This window comes from Allotabrizicola aquatica (SeqCode) (assembly GCF_965194375.1).
Classification (GTDB): domain Bacteria; phylum Pseudomonadota; class Alphaproteobacteria; order Rhodobacterales; family Rhodobacteraceae; genus Tabrizicola_A; species Tabrizicola_A aquatica.
Genome location: NZ_CBDAEL010000008.1, coordinates 89,374 through 109,891, shown reverse-complemented (window position 1 = coordinate 109,891; position 20,518 = coordinate 89,374). Strand labels below are relative to the sequence as shown.

At 58.1% G+C, this 20,518-nt stretch carries 17 protein-coding genes and 1 tRNA gene; 8 read left to right on the top strand and 10 right to left on the bottom strand.

The features are described 5' to 3' along the window. Positions 1–757: 757 nt before the first annotated feature. The gene (locus tag AC72UB_RS11190) at positions 758–1,042 is read right to left on the bottom strand and encodes a hypothetical protein (protein WP_505189847.1); all 285 of its coding nucleotides are present in this window, start codon (positions 1,040–1,042) and stop codon (positions 758–760) included. Between the two features lie 299 nt (positions 1,043–1,341). On the opposite strand from AC72UB_RS11190, the gene AC72UB_RS11185 reads away from it, so the two are divergent. Continuing rightward, positions 1,342–1,578, top strand: coding sequence for a hypothetical protein (locus tag AC72UB_RS11185; protein WP_505189846.1), 237 nt, complete (start codon positions 1,342–1,344; stop codon positions 1,576–1,578). Between the two features lie 272 nt (positions 1,579–1,850). On the opposite strand, the gene AC72UB_RS11180 is transcribed toward AC72UB_RS11185, so the two are convergent. The 3 genes from AC72UB_RS11180 to AC72UB_RS11170 form a co-directional block, all read right to left on the bottom strand. Then, on the bottom strand, positions 1,851–7,448 hold the full coding sequence (locus AC72UB_RS11180) for a beta strand repeat-containing protein (RefSeq protein WP_505189845.1): 5,598 nt from the start codon (positions 7,446–7,448) through the stop codon (positions 1,851–1,853). Positions 7,449–7,711: 263 nt separating this feature from the next. Then, a tRNA-Asn gene (locus tag AC72UB_RS11175) sits at positions 7,712–7,786 on the bottom strand. Between the two features lie 114 nt (positions 7,787–7,900). Next, positions 7,901–8,776, bottom strand: coding sequence for an MBL fold metallo-hydrolase (locus AC72UB_RS11170; RefSeq protein WP_505189844.1), 876 nt, complete (start codon positions 8,774–8,776; stop codon positions 7,901–7,903). 46 nt (positions 8,777–8,822) lie between these two features. Between AC72UB_RS11170 and AC72UB_RS11165 the strand changes: the two genes are divergently transcribed. Next, on the top strand, positions 8,823–10,145 hold the full coding sequence (locus AC72UB_RS11165; RefSeq protein ID WP_505189854.1) for an ATP-binding protein: 1,323 nt from the start codon (positions 8,823–8,825) through the stop codon (positions 10,143–10,145). Positions 10,146–10,190: 45 nt separating this feature from the next. On the opposite strand, the gene AC72UB_RS11160 is transcribed toward AC72UB_RS11165, so the two are convergent. The 3 genes from AC72UB_RS11160 to AC72UB_RS11150 are packed head-to-tail and all read right to left on the bottom strand — an operon-like array spanning position 10,191 to position 13,668. Next, complete coding sequence (locus AC72UB_RS11160; RefSeq protein ID WP_505189843.1) at positions 10,191–10,817, bottom strand: ATP-binding cassette domain-containing protein; 627 nt, start codon at positions 10,815–10,817, stop codon at positions 10,191–10,193. After that, on the bottom strand, positions 10,817–12,448 hold the full coding sequence (locus AC72UB_RS11155) for an ABC transporter permease (protein WP_505189853.1): 1,632 nt from the start codon (positions 12,446–12,448) through the stop codon (positions 10,817–10,819). Before AC72UB_RS11155 ends, AC72UB_RS11160 begins: the two co-directional genes overlap by 1 nt. A 53-nt stretch (positions 12,449–12,501) precedes the next feature. Continuing rightward, on the bottom strand, positions 12,502–13,668 hold the full coding sequence (locus AC72UB_RS11150) for an ABC transporter substrate-binding protein (RefSeq protein WP_505189852.1): 1,167 nt from the start codon (positions 13,666–13,668) through the stop codon (positions 12,502–12,504). A 139-nt stretch (positions 13,669–13,807) separates the two neighbouring features. Here AC72UB_RS11150 and AC72UB_RS11145 point away from each other — a divergent pair, with 139 nt between their 5' ends. The 6 genes from AC72UB_RS11145 (at position 13,808) to AC72UB_RS11120 (ending at position 17,998) form a co-directional block, all read left to right on the top strand. Further along, positions 13,808–14,413 carry a CDP-alcohol phosphatidyltransferase family protein gene (locus AC72UB_RS11145; RefSeq protein ID WP_505189842.1) on the top strand — a complete coding sequence of 202 codons (606 nt, stop codon included), beginning with the start codon at positions 13,808–13,810 and terminating at the stop codon, positions 14,411–14,413. Between the two features lie 133 nt (positions 14,414–14,546). Further along, positions 14,547–15,176 (top strand): ATP-dependent Clp protease proteolytic subunit, encoded by a 630-nt coding sequence (locus tag AC72UB_RS11140; protein ID WP_505189841.1) that lies wholly within the window; start codon positions 14,547–14,549, stop codon positions 15,174–15,176. A gap of 116 nt (positions 15,177–15,292) precedes the next feature. Further along, the gene (gene clpX, locus AC72UB_RS11135) at positions 15,293–16,558 is read left to right on the top strand and encodes an ATP-dependent Clp protease ATP-binding subunit ClpX (protein WP_463290672.1); all 1,266 of its coding nucleotides are present in this window, start codon (positions 15,293–15,295) and stop codon (positions 16,556–16,558) included. A 146-nt stretch (positions 16,559–16,704) separates the two neighbouring features. Next, positions 16,705–17,079 carry an NADH:ubiquinone oxidoreductase subunit NDUFA12 gene (locus AC72UB_RS11130; protein ID WP_505189840.1) on the top strand — a complete coding sequence of 125 codons (375 nt, stop codon included), beginning with the start codon at positions 16,705–16,707 and terminating at the stop codon, positions 17,077–17,079. Then, positions 17,079–17,549: an outer membrane lipid asymmetry maintenance protein MlaD gene (gene mlaD / locus AC72UB_RS11125; protein WP_505189839.1), complete on the top strand. Its 471-nt coding sequence runs from the start codon at positions 17,079–17,081 to the stop codon at positions 17,547–17,549. The genes AC72UB_RS11130 and mlaD overlap by 1 nt, the downstream gene beginning before the upstream one ends. Next, positions 17,546–17,998 carry a DUF2155 domain-containing protein gene (locus AC72UB_RS11120; protein WP_505189838.1) on the top strand — a complete coding sequence of 151 codons (453 nt, stop codon included), beginning with the start codon at positions 17,546–17,548 and terminating at the stop codon, positions 17,996–17,998. Before mlaD ends, AC72UB_RS11120 begins: the two co-directional genes overlap by 4 nt. Here the strand turns inward: AC72UB_RS11120 and aat are convergent. The 3 genes from aat to accB are packed head-to-tail and all read right to left on the bottom strand — an operon-like array spanning position 17,929 to position 20,479. Further along, positions 17,929–18,591 carry a leucyl/phenylalanyl-tRNA--protein transferase gene (gene aat / locus AC72UB_RS11115; RefSeq protein ID WP_505189837.1) on the bottom strand — a complete coding sequence of 221 codons (663 nt, stop codon included), beginning with the start codon at positions 18,589–18,591 and terminating at the stop codon, positions 17,929–17,931. The two genes, AC72UB_RS11120 and aat, sit on opposite strands and share 70 nt — an antisense overlap. A gap of 46 nt (positions 18,592–18,637) precedes the next feature. After that, the gene (gene accC, locus AC72UB_RS11110; protein ID WP_463290667.1) at positions 18,638–19,984 is read right to left on the bottom strand and encodes an acetyl-CoA carboxylase biotin carboxylase subunit; all 1,347 of its coding nucleotides are present in this window, start codon (positions 19,982–19,984) and stop codon (positions 18,638–18,640) included. A 6-nt stretch (positions 19,985–19,990) separates the two neighbouring features. Further along, entirely contained in the window at positions 19,991–20,479 is a 489-nt protein-coding gene (gene accB / locus AC72UB_RS11105; protein WP_505189836.1) for an acetyl-CoA carboxylase biotin carboxyl carrier protein, read from the bottom strand. Between the last annotated feature and the right edge of the window lie 39 nt (positions 20,480–20,518).

Sequence of the window (20,518 nt, the reverse complement as noted above, 5' to 3'; positions counted from 1 at the left end):
ACCAACGCCCTCACACTGCCCATGGCGGCCAACCGCCCGCCGTGGTCTACTTTAACCGCATTGAAACCGATCAGCAGGTGCAGGCAGTAGCTTAAACAACCCGGAAAGCTGTCCAAGAGTTGGGGAGTAGCTCAACCTTCAAGAACTTTGCATGAGCCTTGACCGCATCAACGTGATACTTCTTCCCAAAGCGCTTCTGGTTAGCAACGTATGCGCTTAGAGCCCTCAACGTTCTGAAACGTTTCAAGTCTGACGTATCCGACATGTAGCACCTGCTTGGTTTGACAGTCTTAAACTGTCAGCACCTTAGCAGCCTGTCTAGGTCCTATGGATGCCCTAGCCGACCTTGGACCTCACACTTGTCATCAACTGTTGGTCCTTCGTGCTGACAGCGATCCCTAACCCGTTAAGGTACGCTAGGAGCTTGTTCTGTTGACCTATCAACTGGTTTTGCTTGGCTGGGTCACGTTCACGCTCGATCTGGTTGGATAGGTTTCGAACCTTTAGCACCAGACCTGCTGTCACAGCCTTCGTCCACAAAGGGTAGCTACCCTCGTTCAGGAATGTCTTGAACGTCTTCATGACCGTATCACAATCACGGACAACGACCCTTGGCGACTGTAACGGTCTAATGCCTTGTTAACGGTCTTGACATCTTCTGCTGTCAGCACCTCAAACACTTCTAGCTTTGGGTTCTGTAACGCTATGATCGACCTTGCTAACGAATGCTTGTTAGATGGCTTTTGAATGTTTGAAATCATATCTTGAACCTCTCTTCCCAATCGTATTCATCGTCAAACAATATGCTAACAGGCTGATCGAACTCTTGAATAGGTTTGGTACCTGTTACGGGCTTTGATTGCATTCTAATCAGCTCTTGAATACGTTTAGTGTCCTCAAGGTTCTTTAGCTCTTGTCTGCAATACAGGTCTAGAAGTCTGTTCAGGATGGATGTTCTAGAAATATGTTTGTAGGTGGCGATCAGGTCTAGGTTTCGTTTGAGATGTGTTGGGATGTTAAAGTTCATCAGCTGATATTCCATGGTTGCTCCTAATGTTGGCTTCGCAATGGGCTTGAGTAAGGCTTGGAGTATTGTGTTTAGCTATTCAATTATCTCCAAGTACCGTTAGAAAATACTTTAAATTAAAGGTCCAGACATGCTGGGACCAATGTGGGGCAGTTTGAATGCTGATTGGGCTTACTTGGAGTCTATACTCAACGAAGTTCGAAGCACGTGGAGTTCGACCAATCAATACAACTTGAATATTCTGTCTTGGTTCTTGTTTTCAGGCAATAATCAATCCAACCGAGCTCACGTTGCTCGGTTGTGGGAAGTTCGAAGTGGCTTTGCTGGTACCCGTAACGGGTGGAAGTCCAGCATTGCTGGGTAAGTATGATGAAGTCTGGGGCAGAGATGTGCTTTGGACGTTCGATCACACAATGGATGTGATGACGATGTATCTGGTCCTGCTCTCGGACGACGAACATCGACAGCTTGGTGCCGTAACGCTTGAACTTGGTGCCAAGGCACTTGGTGTTCAGGATGTTGGCGAAGTGGCGGAAGTTCTGTTCGGATAGAGTGTCCGTGATCCACTGCCCATCGACCACTTGGCGTTGGGTAAGCGTAATGTTCACAGGGTTGGGGACCCTGTGTTCGAGGTAGTAGGATTTGAAATCTGTGGGGGAGAGCATGGGTTAAGGTATTGTTGTTAATGGGACATACCTATTTATACGAACTTTACCTGATCTTGGGCTGCGTTTTGGGAAAAATGTGAAAAATAGTAAATGTTTATCCACTACACCCGTACCTAACTTTTACCATTTTTCAAAAAGGTCTGGGGTAGTTGGGCTTACAGGATGAAGTCTGATGCTGTGAGCGTATAGAGCCCGGTCAGACGGATCGCCATTTCGACGGCAGTGTCAGCATCGTTGTCGATCCAGATCATGGTGTAGTCGTTGGCGGTGCCAGTGTTGTTGAACTGTTGGTATCGAACTTCGCCTTGGGTTGTGCTGCTGAATGCCGCAGTATCCTTCCAAATGAAGGTGTCGTTCGCTCCAGCGGCAGCAAAGGCATCAATGGCACTCAGGTCGATCTTGTCCTGACCAATGATAAAATCAGTGATGACATCGGTTGCAGTGGCGGTAGTGCCAGATTCAGTAATCGTGTTGAAAATGAAGGTGTCATTGCCGTTGCCGCCTGTCATCGTGTCATTACCAGTTCCGGCAGTGATAAGGTTTTCACTACCATTTCCAACGATGACGTTTTTGAGCGTGTTTCCAGTCCCATTAATGGATGATGAGCCCGTCAAGGTTAAGTTCTCAAGGTTTGTACCGAGCGTGTAGGTAACCGACGATTGAACGGTATCAGTGCCGGCAGATGCAGCCTCAGTTATCGTATCCCCGCCATCTGTGACGTAGGTGTCGTTACCAGCACCACCGATCAAAGTATCTTCGCCAGTGATGCCGTCCAAGATGTTTGCGCCAGTGTTACCGGTGATGGTGTTGTTGCCAGAATTGCCTGAGCCGTTGATTGCCGACGAACCGGTCAAGGTCAGGTTTTCAAGATTTTCACCCAGCGTGAAGGATGCGGATGATTGGACGATATCGGTTCCAGCGCTTGCAGCCTCCGTAATCGTGTCACCACCATCGGTGATGTACGTGTCATTGCCCAGACCACCGATGAGCGTGTCTGTACCTGTGCCACCGCTGAGGGTGTTGTTCCCGCTGTTGCCGGTGATGACGTTGTTTAGCGTGTTGCCGGTGCCATTGATCGCTGATGTTCCTGTCAGAGACAGGTTCTCAAGGTTTGTGCCAAGGGTATAAGTGACCGAGGATTGAACAGTATCCGTTCCTGCAGAAGCAGCCTCAGTAATCGTGTCACCACCATCGGTGACGTAGATGTCATTTCCAGCACCGCCGATCAGTCTGTCAGTCCCAGTGCCGCCGTTGAGCGTGTTCGCAGCGCTATTGCCATTGATGACGTTGTTGAGCGTGTTGCCTGTGCCGTTGATTGCAACCGATCCCGTCAAGGTTAGGTTTTCAAGGTTTGTGCCGAGCGTGTAAGTTACCGACGATTGAACGCTATCAGTGCCTGCAGATGCAGCCTCCGTAATCGTATCGTCCCCGTCGGTCACGTATGTGTCATTGCCAGCACCGCCGATCAGCGTGTCAGTCCCAGTGCCGCCGTTGAGCGTGTTCGTAGCGCTATTGCCAGTCAAAACGTTGTTAAGTGAATTGCCGGTGCCGTTGATTGCCGACGAGCCTGTCAAAGTCAGGTTTTCAAGGTTTTCACCCAGCGTAAAGGATGCGGATGATTGGACGCTATCGGTGCCAGCACTTGCAGCCTCTGTAATCGTGTCACCACCATCGGTGATGTAGGTATCATTGCCCAGACCCCCGATGAGCGTGTCTGTACCCGTGCCACCGCTGAGGGTGTTGTCCCCGCTGTTGCCGGTGATGACGTTGTTCGCCGAGTTTCCAGTGCCGTTTATTGGCGCCGAGCCGGTTAGGGTGAGATTCTCGAGATTCGTTGAAAGAGTATAGGTCAGCGATGACTCTACCGTATCGGTTCCGGCATTGGGCGCCTCGGTGATCGTGTCGCTACCATCTGTGACGTAGGCGTCATTACCGCCCCCGCCAATCAGTGTGTCGGTGCCCGTACCACCGTTCAGCGTGTCGTTGCCGGCATCACCGGTGAGGGTGTTGTTGCCACTATTACCAGAGATGACGTTGTTCAGCGTGTTGCCCGTGCCATTGATGGCACCAGACCCGGTTAGTGTCAGGTTCTCAAGGTTTGCAGCCAAAGTAATCGTTGCAGAGGACTGGACCGTATCTGTCCCGGCACTTGCCGCCTCTGTGATCGTGTCACTGCCATCTGTGGCGTACGTATCATCGCCCAGACCACCAATAAGCGTATCGGTGCCCGTGCCACCGTTCAAAGTGTCGTTTCCATCTCCACCATTGAGGGTGTTGTTGCCGCCATTCCCGGTGATGACGTTGTTGAGGGTGTTTCCGGTCCCATTGATGGCACCAGACCCGGTTAGTGTCAGGTTCTCAAGGTTGGTACCCAAAGTGATGGTTGCAGAGGACTGAACCGTATCTGTCCCGGCACTTGCCGCCTCTGTGATCGTGTCGGATAGGCTGTCGACCACATAGGTGTCATCGCCCAAACCCCCAATGAGGGTATCGGTGCCATCGCCACCGTTGAGGGTGTTGCCGCCGCCATTACCGGTGATGACGTTGTTGAGGGTGTTACCAGTGCCATTGATGGCACCAGATCCCGTCAGTGTCAGGTTTTCAAGGTTGGTTCCAAGAGTATAAGCCACAGAGGACTGGACCGTATCTGTCCCGGCACTTGCCGCCTCTGTGATCGTGTCGGATAGGCTGTCGACCACATAGGTGTCATCGCCCGTACCCCCAATGAGGGTATCGGTGCCATCTCCACCGTTGAGGGTGTTGTTGCCGCTATTGCCGGTGATGACGTTGTTGAGGGTGTTTCCAGTGCCGTTGACGGCACCAGACCCCGTCAGTGTCAGGTTCTCAAGGTTGGCTCCAAGAGTGTAAGTCGCAGAGGACTGAACGGTATCTGTGCCTGCGTTGGTAGCCTCTGTGATCGTGTCGGATAGGCTGTCGACCACATAGGTGTCATCGCCCAAACCCCCAATGAGGGTATCGGTGCCATCGCCACCGTTGAGGGTGTTGCCGCCGCCATTACCGGTGATGACGTTGTTGAGGGTGTTACCAGTGCCATTGATGGCACCAGATCCCGTCAGCGTCAGGTTCTCAAGATTTGCAGCCAAGGTAATCGTTGCAGAGGACTGAACGGTATCTGTGCCTGCGTTGGTAGCCTCTGTGATCGTGTCGGATAGGCTGTCGACCACATAGGTGTCATCGCCCAAACCCCCAATGAGGGTATCGGTGCCATCTCCACCGTTGAGGGTGTTGTTGCCGCCATTACCGGTGATGACGTTGTTGAGGGTGTTTCCAGTGCCGTTGACGGCACCAGACCCCGTCAGTGTCAGGTTCTCAAGGTTGGCTCCAAGAGTGTAAGTCGCAGAGGACTGAACGGTATCTGTGCCTGCGTTGGTAGCCTCTGTGATCGTGTCGGATAGGTTGTCGACCACATAGGTGTCATCGCCCGTACCCCCAATGAGGGTATCGGTGCCATCTCCACCGTTGAGGGTGTTGCCGCCGCCATTACCGGTGATGACGTTGTTGAGGGTGTTACCAGTGCCATTGATGGCACCAGATCCCGTCAGTGTCAGGTTTTCAAGGTTGGTTCCAAGAGTATAAGCCACAGAGGACTGGACCGTATCTGTCCCGGCACTTGCCGCCTCTGTGATCGTGTCGGATAGGCTGTCGACCACATAGGTGTCATCGCCCAAACCCCCAATGAGGGTATCGGTGCCATCTCCACCGTTGAGGGTGTTGCCGCCGCCATTACCGGTGATGACGTTGTTGAGGGTGTTACCAGTGCCATTGATGGCACCAGATCCCGTCAGCGTCAGGTTCTCAAGATTTGCAGCCAAGGTAATCGTTGCAGAGGACTGAACGGTATCTGTGCCTGCGTTGGTAGCCTCTGTGATCGTGTCGGATAGGCTGTCGACCACATAGGTGTCATCGCCCAAACCCCCAATGAGGGTGTCAGTCCCCGTGCCGCCATCGAGCGTATTCGCAGCGCCATTGCCGGTGATGACGTTGTTCAGCGCATTGCCCGTGCCATTGATCGTTGACGAACCCGTCAGGGTCAGGTTCTCAACGTTAGCCGCTAGCGTATAAGTCACTGAGGACTGGACTGTATCAATGCCCTCATTCACCGCCTCGGTGATCGTGTCAACGCCATCGGTGACGTAGGTGTCATCCCCGCTGCCGCCGACTAGAGAGTCGTTACCACTCCCGCCGTCGATTGTATCGTTGCCATCACCGGAAAGGATTGTGTCATTACCTCCTTCACCTTTTACATGATCACCGCCACCTCGGGATATAATGTAATTTCCAAAATTAGAACCAGTTACTGTATCGCCTAAATTACCCAAATCAACATTCTCAATATTAATAAGTTTCGCTGAAAATCCGCTAAATTCCTGCAAGGAACCAGATGCCAAGTCGATTTGAATTGAGCGAGTACTATCAAACAACACCCAATCAGATCCATCTCCGCCATCTATCAAGTTTGATCCAGAGTTTAGCCATATTCGATCATCACCCGCCCCCGCATCGATCTCATTCGAGCCTGAGCCTGCATCTACTAAATCGTTCCCACCCTTAGAAAATACAACATCATTTCCAGTGAACGTGAAAATAGTGTTAACATCATCTGTACCAAATAAGCGATCATTTTCTGGCGTTCCGAAAAGTTGAGAAAGCAAAACGGATACTGTAACATAAGAGGAGCCATGCGAAACACTGATTACTCCCCCATCAGAATCTACATTTAATGTTCCGTTGAGGCTTATCATTGTGTCGTGGAGAAGATTACCAGCACTGTCATATCTTACAATTACTTGTTCTCTATAGTAATCCCCCCCATACTTTTGATCCGAGTAATAAAAAGAAAGTAAGAATCCACCATCTGGCGTGGCGATAGCATGAGGCGCTCGGAAATACACACCGCTAGGAAAATTCAAATTGCTAACTAGAAGTTGACCATCAGATGCAAAAATTGCACCCTTCAAAAAATTAAAAAAAGTATCACGATACACAACTAAAGTTGAGTCATTTGAAAGAGATGCATGCGTGAAATCCACGTATTTGCTGTCGCTGCTGTTCGGATTATTTTTTGTGTCAAAATATATTTCACGTGATAGGGGGTTTCCATCTAGATCAAAAAATTGAATATGAAGGTTATCTTGTATTCCGGCTGTGTAATAAGATGAATGCCCAACCCCGACAACCGAAATGGATTTGGATGTTGCGCTGATGCTTTGAATCTGAAAATCTAAATCTAGAAAATCCTCATATGTTCCATTATTCAAATTTATTCTGAGGAGATTGCTGCGATTTGCATCATTAAATTCAGCACCTACAAGCAGGTATCCTTCAATCAATGAAGCCACTGAATAATCTTTCATATCGAAAATAGATCCAGTGTAAGGATTAATGCCGTGCTGAAAAACTTTAGAAACTGCAAATGTTGTTAAATCGATTTCTAGAACATGCAGGTCTCCGCCTTGATAGGTGATGTATAGCTTGTCTTCATTAATTCCAACTGCTTGAATGTGGTTCACCCAAGACCCCACTCCCTCGTCAATCGCTAAGTGAGATGAGATTATCTCTCCGTAACTATCCAAAATGTATAGGTCTTTAGTTGCTCCCTGAATGTAGATATACTTGTCTGACCCCCAAGCGATAACTGCTTGTGATGTTGCGGATGTAAAGCTTCCGTCCAGAAAAAATTCAATTTCTGAAACAAAAGTGGGTATGATCGGAACGTAGCTAAACTCTGTCATGCGCCCGAACCCCAACTTATCCTTTGCGAGTTTTTGTCATTTTATCTTCAGTGTAGCAACTTAACAACAAAGCCAAGCTTTAAGTAAAAAATAGATACCACGCAGTTCAAGCATGTCACGCAAAATTCGGACTAGTGAGGACCCTGAAGCTTTGACTCTATCAAGCCCCACCCCCAAAATCACTTTATAACACGTTATAACTTTTCGTGAACAAAACAAAAGGCGCCCTAGGGCGCCTAAGTGTCTGATCTGTGATGGAAATTTGGCTCCGGCGGTAGGGATCGAACCTACGACCAATTGATTAACAGTCAACTGCTCTACCGCTGAGCTACGCCGGAACACGTGGGGGTCTATAGCAATGGCTCTGGGTGGCGGCAAGGGGGGATGGGGGCCGAAACCGGAAAAACTTTCCCGTGTTGGAAGCGTAGGTGTTGAGGCGCGTCTTTTCGCGTTCAGTGCGCAGAAAACTGCGTGGCGGCGGTGATCGGGCCTTCTGGGATGGCCATGTTTCTGTCTGAAAGATCAATGAGATGCGCCAAAACATTTCGGCTTGCAGCTGGCAGAAGGGCGGCCGGTGTGGTGGTGTAGATGCGCTGGGCCAGCTGGGCTGACGTGCCGGGCGCGCGGGCGAGTTCGGCCAAGACCTCGCCCTCGCGCGTTCGGCGGTGGCGCACGAGTTCGGTGAGCCGCGCGGCCGGATCTGGCACCGTATCGCCATGGCCGGGCAGCATCTGCTGCCAGCGCCTTTGCAGCAGGCGGTCAAGCGAGCGCATATAGGCGCCCATGTCGCCGTCGGGCGGCGAGACAAGTGAGGTGGCCCAGCCCATCGCGTGATCGCCGGAAAAGAGGTGCTCCTCGCAGGCAAAGCACAGATGCCCGCCCATATGGCCAGGGGTATGAATCGCCTCGACGCTCAGCGCGCCGACCATCAGGTGGTCGCCATCGGTCAGGGTGACATCGGGCGCAAAACCGTGGTCAATCCCCTCGCCGCCGCCTGCAAGGCCGGCTGCGGCAAGAGCTTGCATCGTGGCCGAGCGTCCATCCTCGGCTTTGCCATAGGCATAGACGCTTGCACCGGTGATCTGGGCCAGCTTTGGCGCCAGTGCGGAATGGTCCAAATGGGCGTGCGTGACGAGAATGGCCGTCACGTCCTCGCCGGGGGCAAGCGCGGCAAAGATGGCCGCCAGCTGCGCTGGATCGTCGGGGCCGGGGTCAATAACCGCAACCTGACCTTTGCCCAGCACATAGGTATTGGTGCCGCTGCCGGTCATGGCCGAGGCGTTCGCCGCCCGCACCCGCCGCACCATGGCCTTGATCGATTGGTTCATATCGCGCCCCTTTCGCCCCCGGCCTGATGCCGCTAATCTGTGCCGCATGCGCCAGTACCTCAAGTCCCTTTTGCCACGCGGCCTGTTTGGCCGGGCCGCCCTGATCCTTGTGGTGCCGGTGGTGACGATCCAGTTGATCGTGTCGGTGGTCTTTATCCAGCGCCATTTCGAGCGAGTCACGCAGCAGATGACCACCTCGATCCAGATCGAGATCAGCCATCTCGTGTCGGTGGTGAAATCCGCACCTGATCTGGCCACGGCGCGGGCGCGGGCCGAGGAGATTGGGGCGGCGTTGAAACTTGTGGTGATCTTGCCAAGCGACGATGCGCCCGATGCCGACCGGCGCGAGTTTATTGACTGGTCGGGTCGTGAGGTCATCTTGACGCTGCGCAGCCGGATGCCCGAACTGATTTCAGTCGATCTTGTGTCGGGGAATGCGCAGGTCTGGGCGTGGTTTCAAACGCAGCACGGGGTGCTGCGGGTCGCCGTCGGCCGAGGGCGAATGTCGGCGTCAAACCCGCATCAGCTTTTGGTGCTGATGGTGTTCACCTCGATCCTGATGACCGGTGTGGCTTATACCTTTCTGCGCAACCAGTTGACGCCCATTGCGCGCATGGCGCAGGCGGCTGAGGCCTTTGGTAAGGGCGAGATCGTGCCCTTCCGGCCTCGGGGCGCGACCGAGGTGCGTGCCGCCGGGCAGGCGTTTTTGGACATGCGCCTGCGGATCGAGCGGCAGATCGAGGCGCGCACGCAGATGCTGTCCGGGGTCAGCCATGATCTGCGCACACCTTTGACGCGGCTTAAGCTGGGGCTGTCCTTCTTGCCCGAGGAGGAGGAGGTCGAGGCGCTGAAGCGCGATGTCCAGCAGATGGAGCGGATGGTCGACGAGTTTCTGGCCTTTGCCCGAGGCGATGCGATGGAGGCCGCCGAGGAGGTGGATCCGACCGCGCTCTTGGTGCTGGTGGTGGCCGATGCGGTGCGGGCAGGGCAGGCGGTACGCCTCGGGGCGATGGACTGGCCGGGCGGCACGATGCGGCTGCGGCCCCAAGCGGTGCGGCGGGCGCTTGAAAACTTGTTGGGCAATGCCGCGCGCCATGCGAACCGGGCGGTCGTGAGCCTGTCGACCAATGACCGGCTGGTGCGCTTGGTTGTGGAAGACGACGGTCCTGGCATCCCCGAGGCTGCGCGAGAGGCCGCGATGGAACCGTTCCAGCGGCTGGATGCGGCGCGGGATCCGAACCGCGGCGGCGGTAGTGGTCTGGGTCTGGCGATTGCCGCCGATATCGCACGCAGCCACGGCGGGGCCTTACGGCTGGGCCAAAGCGAAGCACTGGGCGGCCTGCGCGCCGAGTTGACGCTGGCGCGATAACGCGCTGGACGACGACGAGCGGCGCAAGCCGACGAGGAGGAGTGCTTAGATCGGGTTGACAACCGGGCCGCCTGCAGCGCGGGCGTCTTCGGGGTCATGGGTGACCAAAATCACCGGCAAATTGCGGGTCTCGGCAAAGACCAGATCGCGAATTTGCGCCCGCAAGGTCTGATCCAGCTTGGAAAACGGCTCGTCCAGCAAGAGAGCGAGCGGCTCGGCCAGAAGCGTGCGCGCCAGTGCCACACGGGCACGTTGTCCGCCCGACAGGCTGGCCGGATCGCGCGGGCCAAAGCCGGAAAGGCCCATGCGGTCCAAGGCGGCTTCGACCCGCGCTTGCCGGTCTGCGCGGCTGCCGCCGGGGCGCAGGCCAAAGCCAAGGTTTTGCGCCACAGAGAGATGGGGAAACAGCACATCATCTTGAAACAAAATCCCAATCCGACGCTGGGCGGTGGGCAGGGTGGTGATGTCTTGATCGTTCAAGAGAACCCGGCCTGACAGGGTAAAGGCCGCAGGCAGCGCGCCGATCAGCGCAGCCAGAAGTGTGGATTTGCCGCTGCCCGAGGGGCCCATGACTGTCAGCACCTGACCGGGGGTCACGTGGGCGCTCAGCCGCACCAGAGGCGTGCCAGCAGGGTCGATCTGCAGGGCGTCCAACGTCAGGCCCGTCGCCATCAAGCGGCACTCCGTTCGGCCAGCATTGCGCGGCGGTGGCGAAAGATCAGGCGTGGCAGGCCCATTGCAAGGGCAAAGCCCAAGGCTGGCAGCGCCATTTGTAAAAGCGCCGTGGCCCCGATCAGGCGGCGATCACCGCCCGAGGACAGCGCGACGGCCTCGGTCGTCAGGGTTTCCACCCGCCCCCCGCCCAGCATCAGGGTGGGCAGGTATTGGCCGACCGACACCGCCACCCCGACGGATAGCGCGGTCAAAACGGGGGCCAGTAGCATGGGCAGGCGCAGCCGCCAGAAGATGCGTGCAGGCTTTGTGCCCATGGCGGCGGCGGTCAGGCCGATGCGCCCATCCCAACCGCGAAACGCTGGGGCCAGCGACAGCCAGACATAGGGCAGCACAAAGATCAGATGTGCAGCGGCCACGGTGGCCGCACTCCCTTTGGCACCCAGATGCAGCGCCATGACCTGAAGCCCCGGCAGAAAGGCCACTTGCGGCATGATGAGGGGCAGATAGATCAGCCATACGGCACCAATCGGTCGACCTTGGCGAGCCTCGGCCTCCAATGCCGCCAAGGCCAGCGCCAGCGCGCCAAGGCTGGCGGCAAGCGCAATGGCAAGGGTGGTGGCGCTTTGCTGTGCAAGGTCGGGCGCGGCCTTTGTCCATGTTTTCAAACTGAGGGTCTCGGGCAGGGCATCGGGAAACTGCCAGAGCCCGGCGAAAGACCACAAGGCCAGTCCCGTCATGCCTGCGAAAAGGCCAAGGGCGATCAGGCCTGCCATCAGCCCGGCCAACACGGCCATCGGCGCATCCAGCGCGCGGGCGCGCAGGCCCGCAGCGGCCAGTACCGGGATCAGGGGGGCAAGTACCACTTCGGCCCCAAGCCAAAGCGCCAGCGTGGCCGCGACAAGGGCCAGTTGCACCAAGGACCCTGCGGCGGCGGTGGACAGATGCTGCAAGCTGGGCGCACCCATCCAGTCGGTGATCTGCACCGCCAAACTGGGTGGCAGCGTTGGCCCAAGGATCATCGCCATATCGACATTGGTCATGCCATAGGCGAGCACGGCAAAGACGGGCAGCCGCAGGCCCCTGTAAAGCGCTGGCAGGGTCGACAGCACAAATCCCATGACCCGGCCATAGCCCAAACTGGCCGCGATCTGGCCGCGCTGGGCGATGTCGGTTTGCGGCAAGATTGCCAGCGCCATCAGCATCAGGAATGGCACTTCCTTGGCAACGAGTCCCAGCGTCAGGGCGATGCCCATGGGGTCGTTCAGGATCAAGAGATCAGGCGGGGTGTTCCAGCCGGTGGCCCAAGGCGAGATCAGCCGCACGAGCCAGCCCGAGGGCGCCACCAGAAAGGCCAGCCCCAGTGCGGCGGCGGCATGGGGCAGCGCCAACAGGGGCGACAGGACCCGGCGAAAGGCCACAAAGCCCGGCCGATCATGCAAGGCGGCAATCATCAGGACCGTAATCGCCAGCGCCGCCAGCGTCGAAATCAGACCCGTGCCGACCGACAAGGAGAGCGCGCGGGGCAGGCCGGGCCATTGGCCAAGCGTTGCAAACCCGTGGCCGGACACGGCTGGGGCCAACGTCCCGGCCAGCCCGGCTGCGATGGGCAGCGCCAGACCGGCCAGCATCAGGCCGGGCGCAAGGGCCAGCAACCCCACACCATGGGACCGGCCCGCAAAGCTCACTGCGCGACACCGTAGCGCTGCGCCCAATCCTCGGCGATCTTGACCATCCAGCTGGCATGCGGCTCGAGCAGCACCGGGCCCAGATCGGCGGGCGACAGCGTGGCCGGGCCAAGCGTCAGCGCATCAAAGGGCGCGCGATCCTCGGCGGTAAGGGCGTTGAGGTTCAGCACGGTCTGAAAGCCCGAGGTCGCGGGGTCTTGGGCTGCGGCCTGAATGGCCGGATCAAGGATCAGATTGGCGATCACCTGTGCGCCTGCCTGATGGGCGGCGTTGAAGGGAATGGCCACAAAGCTCGCATTGCCGATGGTGCCACCGTCCAGCACGAAGGTGCGGATGGTGTCAGGCAGGGTGCCCGCCGCGATCTCGGCGCTGGCCCGGCCGGGGTTGAAGGCAAACGAGATGCCAATCTCACCATCCGCCAAAAGCTGGCCCAAGGCCGGTTCACCCTCGGGGAAGGCCTGTGCCTGACGCCAGAGGCTGGGGTGGATGTCATCAAGGAAGGCCCAAAGCGGGGCCACGGTTGCCTCATAGGTGGCTGCGTCCAGCGGGGCCTGCAAAATCGCTGGATCTGCAAGCGTGCCGTAAAGCACCTGCTTGAGAAAGGTCACGCCCAGATAGTCGGGCGGTTGGGGATAGGTGAACCGGCCCGGGTTGGCCTTGATCCAGTCTTGCAGCGCGGCAAGGGTTTTGGGTGGGGTGGGCAGCGTCGCGCTGTCATGTTCAAAGACCAGTTGCGCCATCGCCCAAGGGGATTCGTAACCTTCGGTCGGCAGTGTGAAATCTGTGACCGTTGCAGGTTTGCCTAGAGTGTCGACCAAAGGCCAGTTCGGCAGCGCTTTGGCAAAGGGGCCAAACAACAGACCCTGCGCCTTCATGGCGGCAAAATTCTCACCGTTGATCCAGATCAGATCGACCGCGCCGCCGGTGGTCTGACCCGCATCGCGCTCCGCCAACACACGCGCCACCGCATCGGCGGTGGAGGCGAGTTTGACATGCTCCAGCATGACCCCATGGCGCGCCTGCGCCTCGGCCCCGATGAAAGCGATGAAATCGTTGATCTTCGGATCTCCGCCCCAGGCGTGCCAATAGACCGTCTGGCCCTTTGCCTCGGACAGAATCGCGTCCCAATCACCGGCAAAGGCGATGCGGGGGCCAACGGCCATCAGAGCCAATGTGGAAAGCGCGGTCTTGCCAAAGGAGCGGCGGTTCATGGTAACCCCTGTCAGAACTGTGATCGGCAAAGGGATAGGCGGCGCGCGCCGGTGCTGGCAAGCTGTCATACGCAAACGTGAGAGGTTCGTAATGTTTGATGCGAAAGTCAGGCCATGGATCGATGGCCCCTTGAACCGGGCAGGTCAGATGCTGGCCGAGCGCGGTATCTCGGCCCATGAGGTGACGCTGTTTGGCCTCTTCATGGGGCTCATCGCCGCAGCCTTGCTGGCGACGGGCCTGCCCGGCGTTCTGGCGCTGGTGCCGCTGATGATCGGGCGGCTGGCTGATGGAATTGATGGCGCCGTGGCGCGGGCCACAGAGAAGACCGATTTCGGCGGGCTGTTGGATATTGTCTGCGATTTCGTCTTTTATGCCGCCATTCCCTTGGCCTTCGCGCTGCGCGACGACGGAACCGCGCTGGCCGCGGCCTTTCTTTTAGCCGCCTTCTACATCAACGGGGCTTCATTTCTGGGCTATGCGATCATGGCCGAAAAGCGCGGGATCGAGACGCGGGAGCAAGGGGAAAAGTCGCTATACTATTCGGCGGGGTTGCTTGAGGGCACGGAAACCATTGGGTTTTTCGTGATCCTATGCCTTTGGCCCGATGCGTTTGTGCCCCTTGCGGTGATCTTCGGGGTCTTGTGTCTTTTCACCACCGGGGCGCGGATTGCCTTGGCGCGGCGGGTGTTCAGCTAATGGGCGCTCCCCAATGAACAGGGCCGCCCGGGGTGCAAAAAACCGCGTGCCCTTGCAGCCCCCGGCGCGCGACACTAAGACTCTGGCAAGCATCCGGCGATAAAGCTTCGAACACGAGACAGGCAGGTTTGACATGAGAGATCCGGTTTCCACCTTTTACAACTTCATCATCCCAACCGTTGAAGAGACCAGCGCGCGCGGATCGATCCGTTACGACATCTTCTCGCGCCTGCTGAAAGAGCGGATCATCTTCGTTTCGGGCCCTGTGCATGACGAGATGGCGACGGTGATCGTGGCGCAGCTTTTGTTCCTTGAGGCGGAAAATCCGTCGAAGGAAATCTCGATGTACATCAACTCGCCCGGCGGCGTGGTAACATCGGGCATGTCGATCTATGACACGATGCAGTACATCAAGCCCAAGGTCTCGACCGTGTGCATCGGTCAGGCGGCGTCGATGGGCAGCCTTCTGTTGACCGCTGGCGAAAAGGGCATGCGCTTTAGCCTGCCGAACAGCCGCATCATGGTGCACCAGCCCTCGGGCGGCTATCAGGGGCAGGCGACCGACATCCTGATTCACGCGCGTGAGACGGAGCGGCTGAAAAAGCGGCTGAACGAAGTTTATGTCAAGCACACTGGCAACGATTATGAGGCTGTGGTGGCCGCTTTGGAGCGTGATAATTTCATGTCCGCCGAAGAGGCCAAGGATTGGGGCCTGATCGATGAAATCGTGGCCCCGCGCGACAAATCTGACGCCCCATTGTAACTTAAGTGCTTTCCCCCCGATGGCCCAGCCTTGGGGGGTTTTCTGGTTGTGGAGGTCTGGGGGTTATCCTAGACTTCCCGTGACAGCCCGGTGACGGGGATTGGCAGAGGATACCCATGGCAACGAACTCGGGCAGCGACAGCAAGAACACGCTTTATTGCTCCTTCTGCGGCAAAAGCCAGCATGAGGTCCGCAAGCTGATCGCAGGGCCGACGGTGTTCATCTGCGATGAATGTGTCGAGCTGTGCATGGACATCATCCGCGAGGAGACAAAGACCACGGGGCTGAAGGCCACCGATGGTGTTCCGACCCCGCGCGACATCTGCAAAGTGCTGGATGACTATGTGATCGGGCAGGAACACGCCAAGCGCGTGCTGTCGGTTGCGGTGCACAACCACTACAAGCGGCTGAACCATTCCTCCAAGACAGATATCGAACTGTCGAAGTCGAACATCCTCTTGATCGGCCCCACCGGCTGCGGCAAGACGCTTTTGGCCCAGACGCTGGCGCGGATCTTGGACGTGCCCTTTACCATGGCCGATGCAACCACCCTGACCGAAGCCGGTTACGTGGGTGAGGATGTGGAAAACATCATCCTCAAGCTGTTGCAGGCATCCGAATACAACGTCGAGCGCGCGCAGCGCGGCATCGTCTATATCGACGAGGTCGACAAGATCACCCGCAAGTCGGACAATCCCAGTATCACGCGGGACGTGTCGGGCGAGGGCGTGCAGCAGGCGCTTTTGAAGATCATGGAAGGCACCGTGGCATCGGTGCCGCCGCAGGGTGGGCGCAAGCATCCGCAGCAAGAATTCCTGCAGGTGGATACGACCAATATCCTGTTCATCTGTGGCGGGGCCTTTGCCGGCCTTGAAAAGATCATCGCGCACCGCAACAAGGGTTCAGGCATCGGCTTTGGCGCCGATGTGAAAGACCCTGATGCGCGCGGCGTGGGCGAGCTTTTCAAAGAGCTGGAGCCGGAAGATCTGTTGAAGTTCGGCCTGATCCCCGAATTCGTCGGCCGTCTGCCGGTGATCGCGACGCTGACCGATCTCGACGAGGCTGCGCTGATCATCATCTTGACCGAGCCGAAGAATGCGCTGGTCAAGCAATACCAGCGTCTGTTTGAGATCGAAGGCGTCAAGCTGACCTTCACCACCGATGCGCTGTCGGCCATCGCCAAGCGCGCCATCAAGCGCAAGACCGGTGCGCGCGGCCTGCGGTCGATCATGGAAGACATCCTTCTGGACACCATGTTCGAATTGCCGGGCTTGGAGGGCGTCGAAGAGGTGGTGGTCAACGAAGAGGCTGTGAACAATGGCGCAAAGCCCTTGATCGTGCACACCGAGGCCAAGGCCAAGGAACCCGCTGCGGCAGGCTGATCGGGACGGTAAGCGAACCCAAAAAGCGGGCCTTTGGCCCGCTTTTTTCATAGGTTTTCCAGCGACTCTTTGCCATTCGCCGCCAACTCCTCTGGACCTTGGCCTGCCTTTCGGCCATATCAGGGCAAACGACCCCGGAGGCCATGATGAACTTCCTTCTTCGCCTGTTGACTTGGTGGAACGGCCAGACGCTGGGCACCCAGATCTTCACTGCCCGCAAGGGCGTGCGTGTGGGCGAGGATGATCAGGGCAATATCTTCTACCAAACCCGCGACGCGAAACGCCGCTGGGTGATCTACCACGGCGAATCCGAGGCGTCTCGCGTGTCGCCCGATTGGCATGGCTGGCTGCATTTCACGTGGGATCAACCGCCGACCAAGGCACCGCTTAAGCACAAATCATGGGAAAAGCCGCATCAGGAAAACTTGACCGGCACGGCGGCTGCCTATGCGCCGACCGGCTCGATCCGTGCTGGCGCGCCCACGGCGCGCGCCGATTACGAGGCGTGGCAGCCCGAATAATGGCTGAAAATCGCGCAGAGGTCTTGGCAGGTGCGGCGGTCTTGGCCGCAGCGATCGGGTTTTTGGCCTGGTCGGTTGGCGGTGGCACGCTCTCTGGCGGGCCGGAGCGTTACAGCCTGAGCGCCTCGTTCCGGTCGGCCGAGGGGATTCGCACCGGGTCTGATGTGCGGCTGGCCGGGGTTAAAGTGGGCACCATCACCGCGCTGACGCTGAACCCCGAAACCTATTACGCCGACGCCGTGATCGAGGTGGATGCGGCGGTGCAGCTGCCAACGGACTCCGCGATTTTGATTTCGTCCGAAGGGCTTTTGGGCGGCAACTTCGTGGAGCTTGTTCCGGGCGGCGCTGAAGAGCTGCTGGTTTCGGGCGATGAGATCGAAGACACCCAAGGGGCGGTCAGCCTGCTGACGCTCTTGATGAAATGGGTTGGCAGCAGTGGCGAGGATGACGCCGCCGGGGCTGCGCCATGAGATTGCTCGCCTTGGCGCTTCTCTGTTTGGCGGGGCCGTTGCAGGCCCAAGAGCTGGCAGAGGCGCCGGGTGCCAAGCTGCGTATTTTGGATAAGCTGACTGGCGAGGTGCAAGATGTCACCTTGGCGCGCGGTCAGGCGGTGGTCACCGGTCGGCTGACCGTGCAACTCGACTCTTGCCGCTCGCCTGCGGACAACACCGTGGCCGAGGCTGACGCTCATCTGACCATTCTCGATGCGGCCTCAACCGCGCCGGTCTTTGCGGGTTGGATGCTGGCCACGGCGCCCGCGCTTTCAGCGCTCGATCATCCGCGCTATGACGTTTGGGTTTTGGGCTGTGATGTGCCCGAACTCGCACTGCCCGTGGTGGAGGATGCGGTTCAGGAGGAGGGGGCCGATGCCCCAGCCGAAGCGACCACCGATCCCGCAACTGCTGACAGCGACGGCTGATAGCCGGGCGGGTCAAACTGGGCGGTTTGCGACAGCGCAGCGCGCAGCATCCGGTGATACTCCCCGCGTGACACCTCGATTGCGCCAAGGCTGGCCAGATGTGGGGTCCGGAACTGGGTGTCAAACAGCTGAAATCCCCCCGCCCGCAGCCGATGGCACAAAAAGGCCAGAGCGATCTTGGACCCGCTCGTCACCCGCGAGAACATGGATTCGCCAAAGAACGCCGCCCCAAGCGTCACGCCATAGACGCCGCCAACCAGCTGACCCTCGACCCGGACTTCAAGGCTATGGGCTTGGCCCATCTGGTGAAGCTCGCCATACAGTCGGAATATCTCGTCATTGATCCAAGTTTCCGGCCGGTCAGCACAGGCGCGCACCACGCCGTCGAAAGCGGTGTCAACGGTGATGGCAAAACCGCCGCGCCGAATGGTGCGGGCCAGGCTGCGCGAGATGTGGAATTGCTCGAGCGGAAAGATCCCGCGTCGCCGCGGGTCCACCCAATGGATTTCGGCGCTGTCGCGGGTCGCGGCCATCGGAAAGATGCCTGCGGCATAGGCGGCCAACAGGCGCTTGGGGGTCAGCACGCCCGTCATGTGGGCCTGTGCGTGACAGTCAAAGGGCGCCCGCAGGCGCCCTTGTTCAGCTGAACTTTGCTTCCAGCCATTTTTCCAACCAGTGAATGTTGTAGTCGCCGTTCTGGATCTCGGGCTCGGCCAAGAGCATGTGGAACAGCGGGATCGACGTATCCACCCCGTCGATGATCAACTCACCCAAGGCGCGCTTCAACCGTGCCAGCGCCTCGGGCCGGTCGCGGCCGTGGACGATCAGCTTGCCGATCAGGCTGTCGTAATAGGGCGGGATGCGGTAGCCATCATAAAGCGCGCTGTCGATCCGCACGCCAAGGCCCCCCGGCGCGTGATATTGCGTTACCTTGCCGGGGCAGGGCGAGAAGTTCGGGATCTTTTCAGCGTTGATCCGCACTTCGATCGAATGGCCGTTGATTTCCAGATCCTCTTGACCGAAGGACATCTCCATTCCCGAGGCCACGCGGATCTGCTCGCGCACAAGGTCCACGCCGAAGATGCTTTCGGTGACCGGGTGTTCCACCTGCAGGCGGGTGTTCATTTCAATGAAATAGAACTCGCCATCCTCATACAGGAACTCGATGGTGCCCGCCCCGATATAGTTGATCTTGGCCACGGCATCGGCGCAAACCTTGCCGATTGTCGCGCGCATCTCAGGGGTGATGCAGGGGCCTGGAGCCTCTTCGAACACTTTTTGGTGGCGGCGCTGCAGCGAGCAATCCCGCTCACCCAGATGGACCGCCTTGCCCTTGCCATCGCCAAAGACCTGAATCTCGATATGGCGGGGCTTTTGCAGATATTTCTCGATATAGACTTCGTCATTGCCAAAGGCCGACTTCGCCTCAGCCCGGGCGGTGCGGAAGGCGATTTCCAGCTCTTCGGCGTTCTTGGCAACCTTCATCCCGCGCCCGCCGCCGCCGGCGGTGGCCTTGATGATCACCGGAAAGCCAATCCCTGCCGCCACGCCAATCGCGGTTTCGAAGTCTGGCACGCCCCCTTCGGACCCCGGCACAACCGGAATCCCCAGCGCCTTGGCGGTTTCCTTGGCGGTGATCTTGTCGCCCATGATGCGGATATGCTCCGCCGACGGGCCGATAAAGGTGATGCCGTGATCTTCCAACGCTTGGGCGAAGCTCGCGTTCTCGCTCAAAAACCCATAGCCCGGATGCACCGCTTGCGCGCCCGTGATCTCACAGGCTGAGATGATGGCAGCCTTGGACAGGTAGCTTGCCGAAGAGGGCGCAGGCCCGATGCAGACCGATTCATCGGCCATCCGCACATGCATCGCATCGGTATCTGCCGTGGAATGCACGGCGACCGATTTGATCCCCATCTCGCGGCAGGCACGGATCACGCGAAGGGCGATCTCGCCCCGGTTGGCGATCAGGATTTTATCGAACATGGGGCGTCACTCGATGATCATCAGGGGCGCGCCGTATTCCACCGGATGCCCGTCGGTGACCAGAATGCGCTTCACCGTGCCCGACTTGGTGGCCGGGATATGGTTCATGGTTTTCATCGCTTCGATGATGAGAACGGTCTGCCCTTCGGTCACAGCCGAACCGACGGTGACAAACGGGGCAGCACCGGGTTCAGCGGCCATATAGCAGGTGCCGACCATGGGCGAAGTGATGGCGCCGGGGTGCTGCGCGGGGTCGTCATTTGCGACCACAGCGGCGGGGGCCGGGGCGGCTGCCACGGGGGCGGCGACATGCGCAGCCTGCATCACAGGGGCGGCCATCTGCACCACGTTGGCCTGCTTGACCACGCGCACGTCCAGACTGTCGTCTTCGCCATACTCGCGCTTGACAGACAGTTCAGTCAGTTCGTTCTTGTTCAGCAGTTCTGCCAGTGCCGAGATAAAGGCAACATCGGCCTCGGTGGTGTTCTTGCTCATTCCGTCCTCATCTGACGTATCGGGCCAATTCGGCCGCAC

Coding starts and splice junctions, on each gene's coding strand:
- AC72UB_RS11120 (WP_505189838.1), top strand. CDS start 17,546: ATGAGATTGCTCGCCTTGGCGCTTCTCTGTTTGGCGGGGCCGTTGCAG.
- AC72UB_RS11170 (WP_505189844.1), bottom strand. CDS start 8,776: ATGAACCAATCGATCAAGGCCATGGTGCGGCGGGTGCGGGCGGCGAAC.
- aat (WP_505189837.1), bottom strand. CDS start 18,591: ATGACGGGCGTGCTGACCCCCAAGCGCCTGTTGGCCGCCTATGCCGCA.
- AC72UB_RS11165 (WP_505189854.1), top strand. CDS start 8,823: ATGCGCCAGTACCTCAAGTCCCTTTTGCCACGCGGCCTGTTTGGCCGG.
- AC72UB_RS11180 (WP_505189845.1), bottom strand. CDS start 7,448: ATGACAGAGTTTAGCTACGTTCCGATCATACCCACTTTTGTTTCAGAA.
- accB (WP_505189836.1), bottom strand. CDS start 20,479: ATGAGCAAGAACACCACCGAGGCCGATGTTGCCTTTATCTCGGCACTG.
- AC72UB_RS11130 (WP_505189840.1), top strand. CDS start 16,705: ATGAACTTCCTTCTTCGCCTGTTGACTTGGTGGAACGGCCAGACGCTG.
- AC72UB_RS11145 (WP_505189842.1), top strand. CDS start 13,808: ATGTTTGATGCGAAAGTCAGGCCATGGATCGATGGCCCCTTGAACCGG.
- AC72UB_RS11190 (WP_505189847.1), bottom strand. CDS start 1,042: ATGGAATATCAGCTGATGAACTTTAACATCCCAACACATCTCAAACGA.
- AC72UB_RS11160 (WP_505189843.1), bottom strand. CDS start 10,817: ATGGCGACGGGCCTGACGTTGGACGCCCTGCAGATCGACCCTGCTGGC.
- AC72UB_RS11155 (WP_505189853.1), bottom strand. CDS start 12,448: ATGCTGGCCGGTCTGGCGCTGCCCATCGCAGCCGGGCTGGCCGGGACG.
- AC72UB_RS11140 (WP_505189841.1), top strand. CDS start 14,547: ATGAGAGATCCGGTTTCCACCTTTTACAACTTCATCATCCCAACCGTT.
- clpX (WP_463290672.1), top strand. CDS start 15,293: ATGGCAACGAACTCGGGCAGCGACAGCAAGAACACGCTTTATTGCTCC.
- accC (WP_463290667.1), bottom strand. CDS start 19,984: ATGTTCGATAAAATCCTGATCGCCAACCGGGGCGAGATCGCCCTTCGC.
- mlaD (WP_505189839.1), top strand. CDS start 17,079: ATGGCTGAAAATCGCGCAGAGGTCTTGGCAGGTGCGGCGGTCTTGGCC.
- AC72UB_RS11150 (WP_505189852.1), bottom strand. CDS start 13,668: ATGGCCGTTGGCCCCCGCATCGCCTTTGCCGGTGATTGGGACGCGATT.